Genomic DNA, 10,028 nt, shown 5'->3' with positions numbered 1-10,028 from the left:
GTATAAGAGACAGCGCTGGCGACGGCCTGGCAGAGGACCGGGACGGACCGCCGTCTGCCGCCGGTGGAACGGGACAGGGAGACCTGGGAGCGGGTCACCTCCGTCCTGGAGCGCGCCTCCGGGCCCCTGCTCACCGGCCCCTGACGCCCCCCGGGGCCGCCACCATGTCCTCGATGAGGCCGACGGCGCGCGGGGTGCCGCCCTCGCTCCGGGCGGCGGTGCGCAACCGCGCGGCCCTGCGGGCGGTTTCCGGGTCGGTGACCAGGTCGTTCAGGGCCGCCCGTAGGGTCTCCGCCGTGGCGTCGGGTGTATCGATGCGGCGGGCGACGCCCAGCTCCACCAGTCGGTCGGCGTTCATGAACTGTTCGGCGCCCTGGGGCACGGCGATCATCGGGACGCCCGCGAGGAGCCCTTCGCCGCAGCCGCCCATGCCCGCGTGGGTGACGAAGGCGTCCGCCTGTTCCAGGATCGCCCGCTGCGGGACCCAGGAGTGCACGGCGACGTTGGGCGGGATGTCACCGAGCTCGCGCGGGTCGGTGTGCCTGCCGATCTGGAGCACGACGTGCCAGCCGGGCAGGTTCCCGTATGCCGCGAGGCACTGGCGGTAGAACTCCGGCCGGTGCGTGTACGCCGAGCCGAGGGAGATCAGCAGGACCTTCTCGGCGTCCTGCGGCCGGGTCCACCCGGTGTCGGCGTGGGCGTCGAAGCAGGGCCCGACGAAGGTCACCGTCCCGGTGTCGACCCTGTCGGCGCTGGGCTGCATGGCCTCGGGGATCAGCGCGAGGGCCCGCGCGGGAGGGCCGGAGAAGGCGTCCACGTCGAGAGTGGCCGCCCCGCAGCCGGCGAGCCAGCGCCCGAACCTCTCCCGGTACGCGGGAGCGCCGGGCAGCCCCCGCAGGTGCGCCGCGACCTCGTCCTCGTAACCCTCCCAGGCCACGAACGACGGGGACAGCTGCAGGAGAGGCCGCCCCTGTGATTCGGCGAGCGCGCGTGCGGCGTAGGCGCCGATGTCGTACAGGTACAGGTCCGCGGGATCGTGGTCGTAGGCGGCGTGCAGCTGGGGCAGTGCCTGGATCGCCTCGTCGAGGAAGAGGTCCATCGCGGCGACGGGGTCGGTCGGCCAGTTGTTGTCGGCGACCGGCAACACCGAGGTGCAGGGAACGAGTTCGGCGCCGGTGGCCTCGATCCGGTCCGCCACGAACGGGTCGTTGGCGTAGGTGACCCGGTGGCCGCGGGCCACCAGCTCACGGACGATGCCGAGGCCGGGCAGGACGTGGCTGACGATCGGGATGCCGATCATCGCGATGTGGGAGCGGCGCGGGGACAAGGGTGATCACTCGTTTCGGGTCGGGGGTGCGGAGGCCGGAGGGCGCTCAGCCTCTGAGCGCGGGCACTCGGGCGGCCCGCAGCGCCAACTGGGCGCCCTGCCAGCGACGCCTGAGCAACCGGTCGTGGCTGACGAGGACGACCGCGCCGGCGAAACCGGCCAGGGCGGTCTCCAGTTCCTCGGCGAGGACGGGAGAGAGGTGGTTGGTGGGCTCGTCGAGCAGCAGGACGTCGGCGGGCCGGCTGACCAGCCGCGCCAGGGCGAGCCGCTGCCGCTGGCCGGTGGAGAGCCGTGCGACGGGCACCGACAGGCGGGCACGGTCGAACAGCCCGAGGGCCAGGAGCCGGTCGGCGTGCTCGTCCGCTTCCCCGGCGAGCCCCCGGGCATAGGCGGCCAGCAGCGTCTCGTGCGCCGAACCGGGTGCCGGGTCCTGAGGGAGGAAACCGATCCGGCCGCGCCTGATGACGTGCCCCCGGTCGGGGGGCAGCTCTCCGGCGAGTGCGCGCAGCAGGGTGGTCTTGCCCGCGCCGTTGTCGCCCGTGATCAGCAGGTGCTCGCCCGCCCGGACCGTCAGGTCGATCGGGTCGAGCCTGCCCGCGACGGAGAGCCCGGTGGCGTCGAGCACGGTGCCGGACAGCTGTCCGGCGCGCAGCACGGGCGAGAAGCTCAACGGGTCCGGCGGGGCCGGGACCGGATCGGCCAGCAGGCGGTTCAGCCGTTCCTCGGCGTTGCGGACCCGGCCGGCCAGGGACTGCTGCACCCGGGCCCCGGCCTGGTTGTAGGAGAGTTTGTCGCCGTCCTTCATCGGCCGCCCCGGGGCCACCCGGCGGGCGGTGACGGCGGCCGATTCGCGCGTCCGGTCGACCTCCTCGCGCCAGCGGTCGTGGTGCCGGCCCCAGCGCTGTCGTGCCGCCGCCTTCTCCGCGAGGTAGCCGGCATAGCCGTTGCCGTACCGGACGACGCCGTGCCGGTCCCCGTCCACCTCCAGGAGGCTCGTCGCGACGTGTTCGAGGAAACGCCGGTCGTGGGAGACGACCACGGTGGTGCCCCGGCGGCCGCGCAGGTGCCCCTCCAGCCAGGTCAGGGCGGCCTCGTCCAGATGGTTGGTCGGCTCGTCGAGGAGCAGCACCTCCGGAGCCGCTGCCAGCACCGCGGCCAGGCGCAGCCGGGCCCGTTCGCCGCCGGAGAGGGCGCCCAGGGCCGAGGCGCGGTCCATCTGCCCCAGGCCGAGGCCGTGCAGGGCCCGCTCCAACCGGGCGTCGGCGTCGTAGCCGCCGCGCAGCTCGAAGGCGGAGACGGCCTCGCCGTACGCGTCGAGCGCCGACGCGTCGCCGTCGGCCATCGCCGCCTCCAGGCGGCGCATCCCCGCCTCGATCGCGCGAAGATCACCCAGCGCCCGGTCGATGACCTGCTGGGCCGTCATATCGGCGGGCAGCGCCTCGTCCTGGGCGAGGTAGCCGACGCCACCGTCGGCCCGCAGGATGATGCGCCCCTCGTCGGGGCGTTCCCGCCCAGCCAGCAGCCGCAGCAGGGTGGTCTTGCCGGAGCCGTTCTCACCGACGATTCCGGTGCGCTCGCCCCGAGCGAGCGAGCAGCTCACCGCGTCGAGTACGGGCCTGCCGTCGAAGGCCTTGCTGACGGCGTGCGCGGTGATCTGTGTAGGCATACGGGCGACTCCGAAGCTGTCGTGGACGAAGCGGTGGCGGCGGACCGCGAGGCCGGGGGAAAGCTTCGGAAGAGCATCGGCGACTCCACTAGTGCGACAACTGTTGCTTTAAGATGGTGCCATGACCCACACCGCCGGGCAACCGGATTACCGATGACCGACCCGACGGGCGGCCCGCCGAAACCTGCCCGTACCGCCACGCCGCCGGACCGCCGTCCGGGCGGCCGCACCGCACGCGTCCGCGCCCAGGTGTTGGAAGCGGTGCGCGCCGAGCTCGGCGAACACGGCTACGAGGGGCTCACGGTGGAGGGCGTCGCGGCCCGCGCCGGCGTCCACCGGACCACGGTCTACCGGCGCTGGGAGGACGTCGGCGGCCTGCTCGCCGATGTCCTCGACGCGGCGGGCGAGGACGACTGGGAGCCCGCGGACACGGGCTCCCTGCGCGGCGATCTGACGGCGCTCAACGACGAGATCCAGGAGTCCCTGGTCGTGCGGCCGTCGATCCCCCAGGCGCTGATGGCCGCCTCGTTCCGCTCCGCGCGGGCCGCCGACGCCCAGCGGCGACTGTGGGACGACCGGTACGCGCGCTGCGCGGTCATCGTCGAGCGCGCCGTCGAACGCGGTGAACTCCCGCCGCACACCGACGCGCGGCGCCTGCTGATCGCCTCCACCGCACCGCTCTACCACCAGTTGGTACTCCTGCGGACCGCTCCCGATCCGCAGATGTCCGCCCACGCCGCGACCACGACGACCCTGGCCGCCGCCGCCGGGGCGTTCACCCGCCCCGCGCCGGGGAGCACGGGTCCCGAGTGACCCGGTTGGGAATACGAACTGATTTTCCATAAGATCCGGCGATGATCACTAGTAAACGGCTGACGACCGGGGTGGGCATAGCGCTCGCCACCCTGGCCGCCGGGCTCGGCACCGCGATCCCCGCCGCCGCCGACGAAGCCCCCGCCACCCCCTCCCCCAAGGTCGAGCTGGTGCTCGACGTCAGCGGCTCGATGCGGACGCGCGACATCGACGGCCAGTCCCGGATGGCCGCCGCCAAGCAGGCGTTCAACGACGTCCTGGACGCGGCGCCGAAGGAGGTGCACCTCGGCATCCGGACGCTCGGCGCCGACTACCCGGGCGAGGACCGCAAGGTCGGCTGCAAGGACACCCGGCAGCTCTACCCGGTCGGTCCGCTGGACCGCACCGAGGCCAAGGCGGCCGTCGCCACCCTCGCTCCGACCGGTTTCACCCCGATCGGCCCGGCCCTGCTGGGCGCGGCCGACGACCTGGAGGGCGGGGACGGTTCGCGCCGGATCGTGCTCATCACGGACGGCGAGGACACCTGCGGGCCGCTCGACCCGTGCGAGGTGGCCCGGGAGATCGCCGCACGCGGTACCCACCTGGTCGTGGACACGCTGGGCCTGGTGCCCAACGCCAAGATCCGCCAGCAGCTGACCTGTATCGCGGAGGCCACCGGCGGCACGTACACCGCCGTCCAGCACAAGGAAGAACTCTCCGGCCGGGTCAAGCAGTTGGTGGACCGGGCCGCAGAGCCCGTCGTCACCCCGGTGGCGACCGAGGGGGCCGGGAGCTGTTCCGCCGCGCCCAAGCTGGAGCCGGGGCTCTACACCGACCGGGAGAAGATCGGCGAACACCGCTGGTACCGCGTCGACGTGCTGCCCGGTCAGGAGCTGCGCGCTTCGGCGAGCGTGGCGGCCGACCGCGCCGTGGACGACGACTACGGCGTACTGCTGCGCGCGGTGACCGTGCACGGACGGGAGATCGTCCGGGGTTCCGAGGCCGGGACCGGCCGCACCGACGTGATCTCGTCCGGGCTGCGGTATCCGAAGCCCGAGGTGGAGGAGGGCGACGACGACGGCAAGCCCGCCGCCGAGGCCGTCTGCCTCCAGCTCGCCCACTCCTTCTCCGCGCCCGCCTCGGTGAAGAGGTCACCCGGTCTGCCGGTCGAACTGACCGTGGACCTGGTGGACGGGCCGGACAACGCCTCGGACGTGGCGGCCTTCGGGCTCGGCCGCGGCTGGTGGCTGCTCGGCGTACTCGTCCTGACCGGACTGGTCGCGGGCCTGCTGACCGGCTGGATCTCGCGCTGGCGCGTCGCCGTATGGAGGACCAACTGATGCGCACGACCACTCGCCGTACCCACGGCGCCCGACGGGCGCTCACCGGCGCGCTGCTCGCCGGACTGACCCTGCTCACCTCCGCGGGCGCGGCCGTGGCGGACGACCCGTCGGCGAGCGCGAGCCCCGCCGACGACGAGGCGGGTCCCACCGAGGCCGGGACCACGTTCCGTACGGCCACCGCGGTGAAGCAGGGGCAGACGGGCACCGCCCGGGCCTCGGCGGGCGACTACCTGTACTGGGTGTTCCCGGCCGACGCCGGTCAGCGACCCACCGTCGAGGCCACCGTGAAGCTGCCTTCGAGCGCCCGGAGCTCCACGTCCACCTGGCAGATCGATGTGTACGACGGGCTGCGCCGCCGCCAGGCCTGCATGTACGGGCACCAGACCAGGAAGGCGGCGGCCGACGCGGCCTCCGTCGAGCTGTCCTGCGTGCTGCGGACCGTGCGGTCCTGGTCCGAACCGTGGGCAGACGATCCGCTGCCCGGCAGCTACTACATCCGCCTCACGGTGGTCGACCTGCCCGCCGCCGACCTCGGGCTGCCGGTCGGCGTCGAGGTGAAGGCGGTCTCGAAGGAGCAGGGCGGGGCCCATGACGTGGACGGCTCGCTCTCCGAGCCACTGGTGCCGGGCGTGTCGGTCGCCTCGGCGGGCGACGCGGGGGCCTCGGCAGCGCCACGTGTACCGTCCGCCGGTGAGCCGGAGGACGGCTGGGCTTCGGGCTGGTGGACCGACCGCTGGCTGTGGACCGTGGGCGGCGGTGTGCTCGCGGCTCTGGCGGCCGTGTTCGGCTACTCGCTGACGCGGGGCCGGGGCCGGCCGGCCCACGTTCCGCCCGGCGTCTGAGGATCGCGCCGCCCGCTCCCCGGGGGGGGGCGGCGCCCCGGGGCCGGTCACGATCGTCCGCAGTCGGCTGATCGTCGGCCGCCGACCCCCGCGCCGTCCGACCCGGGCCTACGCTGAACCCTTCACCGGCCGCGGCGGAGGGAAGCAGGATGGGCGGGGCGACGGCGTACGTACGGTTCCAGAGCACCGAACGGAGCCCCCGGGGCCACTTCCCCGGGATCTTCGCGCTGGCCAACGGCCTGGCCCGGGAGGGCCGCCTGACCGAGGAGCAGCACCGGTTCTGGCGGGCGGCGAACGACTGGTACGACGCCGCCTACACCGACCCCTCGCGGGTCGACCCGGCGGTGTACGACCCCGGGGTGAATCCGGGGGCGGTAGCCTGGTTCAAAGGGACGGCGACCCACCTGCTGGACCGGATCCCCGGCTATCTCGCACTGCTGGACGCCCACGGCGTGCCGTGCGAGCGGCTGGAGTCCATGGATCCCGGCAAGGTCGTGTACGAGGACGAGCACCAGGTCGTCGTGGTGCCCCGCGCCAGGGGCGGGCACTCGGCGTCTACCCTCAACTCGCGTACTCCGCACGGTGCCTGACGGAATCCGGCCACGCCTGTCGTCGCCCTGGTGGAGCGCTGCCCCCATCCTGTTCGATGGGGTTCGAACGGTTGCGCGCCGGCAGTGGCGCGCCCCAGGGAGCGGAGTTCCTCGATGTCCACGCAGACCGGTCCGGCGCTCGACACCCAGCCTCGCGGCCATGCGTTCGTGCCGGGGCCCAAGGGGCTGCCGCTCGTGGGGAATCTTCCGCGGTTCGGGAAGAACCCGCTCGCCTTCTTCGAACTGCTGCGCGGCCACGGGGACATGGTGCGCTGGAGGTTCGGACGCAAACGGTGTGTCTTCCTCTCCGACCCCGACTGCATAGGCGAGTTGCTCACCAAGACGGAGCACACCTTCGACCAGCCGAAGCTCGGCATCGCGTTCCGTACGGTGCTGGGCAACGGGATGCTCGTGGCGCGCGGCCGGGACTGGCGGCGCAAGCGCTCGCTGGTGCAGCCCTCCGTGCGGCCCAAGCAGGTCCAGTCGTACGCGACCACGATGGCGGACTGCGCGGTGGAGCTGGCGGACCGTTGGGCGGACGGCCAGCGGGTGGACGTCAAGCGGGAGATGTCCGCGCTGACCCAGAAGATCGCGGTACGCACGATCTTCGGGGTGGACACCCCCGCGGACTCCGAGGCGATGGGGCGGGCGATGGACGTCGCCCAGATGGAGATCGGCAAGGAGTTCGCCGGGCTCGGCGCACTGCTGCCGGACTGGGTGCCGACACCGGGCCGGGCGCGGATCAGGAAGGCCGCGGGGGTCATCGACGCCGAGGTGCGCCGGGTCGTCGCCCGGCACCGGGACGGCGAGGAGGAACGCCCCGACCTGCTCAGCCGGTTGCTCACCGCCGTCGACGACAGCGGGGCACACCTCACCGACGAGGAGATCCGGGACGAGGCGGTCACGCTGTACATCGGCGGTCATGAGACGACGAGTACGACGCTGGTGTGGGCGTGGTATCTGCTCGCCCGCAACCCCCGCGTCCGCGACACGCTCGCCGAGGAACTGGACCGGGTGCTCGGCGACCGGGAGCCCGGCTTCGAGGACTACGCACGGCTGACGTACGCCCAGGCCGTGGTGAAGGAGACCCTGCGGCTGTTCCCGGCGGTCTGGCTGATCACCGGGATCGCGAAGGAGGGGGCGACGATCGGCGGCCTGCCGGTCGAGGAGGGCACCCGGGTGTGGAGCAGCCAGTGGGCCACGCACCGCGACGCGCGATGGTTCCCCGAGCCGGAGGAGTTCCGGCCCGAACGCTGGGACGCTACGGGCGGCGACGAGATCCCGGAGTACGCGTGGTTCCCGTTCGGCGGCGGGCCCCGGGTCTGTATCGGCACGCGCTTCGCGATGGTGGAGTCCGTCCTCCTCCTCGCCGTACTGGCCCGCCGTTTCACCCTGAACGTCGACCCGGGCGAGATCACGCCGCTGACGGGTCTGACGCTCCAGCCGGACCGGGACGTGCTGGCGACGGTCCGGGCGCGGTAACGGACAGGGCGGAGAGCGGTCGGCCCCGGCTCCCCCGAAGGAGCCGGGCGCCGGGCTCAGTCCCGCGGAAGCCACTTCTTCCAGACGTCCGGGTGGCGCTCGATCCAGCGCTCCGCCGCCTCCTGGGGCGTGAGCTTCTGCTGGGCGATCATCTCGGAGACCTCGTTCTGGTCCTTCTCCGACCAGTGGAACTTCTTGAGGAACGCGGACGCCTCGCCGCCGCGCTCGGCGAAGTCGGCGTTGAGGAACTTCTGCAGCGGTGTCGTCGGGTACGCGCAGTCGATGTCCGCCGGGTCCTTGGCCGCGCACGCGTCCGTGTACTCGGGGAGTTTCACCTCGACCATCGGCACCTCGTTGAACAGCCACTGCGGCTGGTACCAGTAGCTGAGGAAGGGCTTCTTCTCCTTGGCGAACTGCTGGATCTGGGTGATCTGGGCGGCCTCCGAGCCGGCGAAGACCACCTTGTAGTCCAGGTCCAGGTTCTTCACCAGCGCCACGTCGTTGGTGACGTAGGAGGGCGAGCCGTCCATCAGCTGGCCCTTGCCGCCGCTCTCGGCGGTCCTCAGCTGGTCCGCGTACGCGTTGAGGTTCTTCCAGTCCGTGACGTCCGGGTTCTTGTCGGCCCAGTATTTCGGCACGTACCAGCCGATGTGACCGGTGACCCCGAGGTCGCCGCCCCGGACGATGGTCTTCTTCTCGTCGACGTACAGCTTCTCCTGGTCCGGGTGGCCCCAGTCCTCCAGGATCGCGTCGACCCGGCCCTGGCTGAGGGCGTCCCAGGCGGGGACCTCGTCGGTCTGGACGAGGTCGACGCGGTAGCCGAGCTTCTCCTTGAGGAGCTGCTCCGCCACCGCGACGTTCGCCTGCGCCCCGACCCAGGACTGGACGGAGAGCGTGACCGTCTTGACCCCGGCGGGGGCCGCGAAGGGGGAGGCCTGTTTGGTCATGTCGGCGGCGCCGCAGCCGGCCGTGGCCAGCAGGGCCCCGGCCGAGGCGAGCGCCACGAGCAGGCGGGTGCGGGAGCGGTTCATCTCAGCTCTCCTGTCGCTGACGGCGGGCGGTGGGCTGGGTGACCCGGTCGAGCATCAGGCCGAGGCAGACGATCGCCGCTCCGGCGACGAGGCCGGTGGCCAGGTCGCCCTGGGCGAGGCCGAGGACCACCTCGTAGCCGAGCGCGCCCGATCCGACGAGTCCGCCGATGATGACGACGGCGAGCACCAGGACGACCGCCTGGTTGACGGCGAGCAGCAGGGAGGGCCTGGCCAGCGGGATCTGGACCTGGCGCAGTTGCTGGCCCGGGGTGGCGCCGAGCGAGCGGGCGCACTCCATCGCCGCCGGGTCGACGCCCCGCAGTCCCTGGGTGGTGATGCGGATGACGGCGGGCAGCGCGTAGACGACCGCGGCAGCGGCGGCGGGGGCGCGGCCGACGCCGAAGAGGGCGACGACGGGGATCAGGTAGACGAACTGCGGCATCGTCTGGAAGACGTCCAGGACCGGTCGCAGCAGCCTCTCCAGACGCTCGCTGCGAGCGGCTCCGACGGCGACGCCGAAGCCGATGACCAGAGTGACGGCGACGGCGGCGAGCACCTGGCTGAGGGTGTCCATCGAGGGCTCCCACACACCGAGTACGCCGATCGCGGCCATGGCGAGGACGGCGGTGGCGGCGGTGCGCCAGGTGCCGATGGTCCAGGCGAGGGCGGCGACGATCAGCAGCACCGACCACCAGGGCAGACCGGTGAGCCCGCCGCGCAGCGGGTTGAGGACGCCGCTGGTGAAGTGGGAGGCGAGGTCGGCGGTGCCGCCGACGACGGGCACGCCGGTGTAGAGGTGGTCGACCATCCAGTCCTTGGCCGTGTTGACCGGTCCGGCGATGGCCACGGTCACGTCCTCGGGCCAGACCCGGCCGTCGGTGGCCCGTCCGGCGACGGCGACGGCGGCGGTGACCGCGGCGGCCAGGGACCAGCCGCGCCAACCGCGCAGCAGGGC

At 72.9% G+C, this 10,028-nt stretch carries 9 protein-coding genes; 5 read left to right on the top strand and 4 right to left on the bottom strand.

The window, feature by feature from the left end:
• Window positions 1-130: 130 nt before the first annotated feature.
• Together CR470_RS31555 and CR470_RS31550 are read right to left on the bottom strand one after the other, a co-directional pair.
• Window positions 131-1,300, bottom strand: coding sequence for a macrolide family glycosyltransferase (locus CR470_RS31555; protein ID WP_097870894.1), 1,170 nt, complete (start codon window positions 1,298-1,300; stop codon window positions 131-133).
• A gap of 73 nt (window positions 1,301-1,373) precedes the next feature.
• Window positions 1,374-2,993: an ABC-F family ATP-binding cassette domain-containing protein gene (locus tag CR470_RS31550; protein WP_097870893.1), complete on the bottom strand. Its 1,620-nt coding sequence runs from the start codon at window positions 2,991-2,993 to the stop codon at window positions 1,374-1,376.
• Window positions 2,994-3,146: 153 nt separating this feature from the next.
• Between CR470_RS31550 and CR470_RS31545 the strand changes: the two genes are divergently transcribed.
• The 5 genes from CR470_RS31545 (at window position 3,147) to CR470_RS31525 (ending at window position 8,042) form a co-directional block, all read left to right on the top strand.
• A complete protein-coding gene (locus CR470_RS31545; protein ID WP_097870892.1) occupies window positions 3,147-3,806 on the top strand; it encodes a TetR/AcrR family transcriptional regulator in 660 nt (219 codons plus the stop codon).
• A gap of 41 nt (window positions 3,807-3,847) precedes the next feature.
• Entirely contained in the window at window positions 3,848-5,125 is a 1,278-nt protein-coding gene (locus CR470_RS31540) for a VWA domain-containing protein (RefSeq protein ID WP_097870891.1), read from the top strand.
• Window positions 5,125-5,970, top strand: a complete 846-nt coding sequence (locus tag CR470_RS31535; protein ID WP_097870890.1) for a hypothetical protein — start codon at window positions 5,125-5,127, stop codon at window positions 5,968-5,970. Before CR470_RS31540 ends, CR470_RS31535 begins: the two co-directional genes overlap by 1 nt.
• A 149-nt stretch (window positions 5,971-6,119) precedes the next feature.
• A complete protein-coding gene (locus CR470_RS31530; protein WP_097870889.1) occupies window positions 6,120-6,560 on the top strand; it encodes a hypothetical protein in 441 nt (146 codons plus the stop codon).
• Between the two features lie 114 nt (window positions 6,561-6,674).
• Window positions 6,675-8,042 carry a cytochrome P450 gene (locus CR470_RS31525; RefSeq protein ID WP_097870888.1) on the top strand — a complete coding sequence of 456 codons (1,368 nt, stop codon included), beginning with the start codon at window positions 6,675-6,677 and terminating at the stop codon, window positions 8,040-8,042.
• Window positions 8,043-8,098: 56 nt separating this feature from the next.
• Here CR470_RS31525 and CR470_RS31520 read toward each other — a convergent pair whose 3' ends face one another.
• Both CR470_RS31520 and CR470_RS31515 read right to left on the bottom strand, forming a co-directional pair.
• Window positions 8,099-9,073 (bottom strand): ABC transporter substrate-binding protein, encoded by a 975-nt coding sequence (locus CR470_RS31520; RefSeq protein WP_097870887.1) that lies wholly within the window; start codon window positions 9,071-9,073, stop codon window positions 8,099-8,101.
• A 1-nt stretch (window position 9,074) separates the two neighbouring features.
• Window positions 9,075-10,028 (bottom strand): ABC transporter permease (locus CR470_RS31515; RefSeq protein WP_143663914.1); only part of this gene is annotated, 954 nt, incomplete at its 5' end.

Source organism: Streptomyces sp. rh34, assembly GCF_002551245.1.
Lineage (GTDB): Bacteria > Actinomycetota > Actinomycetes > Streptomycetales > Streptomycetaceae > Streptomyces.
Note: the sequence above shows the minus strand (reverse complement) of the source record. Positions and strands in the feature narration are given on the sequence as shown.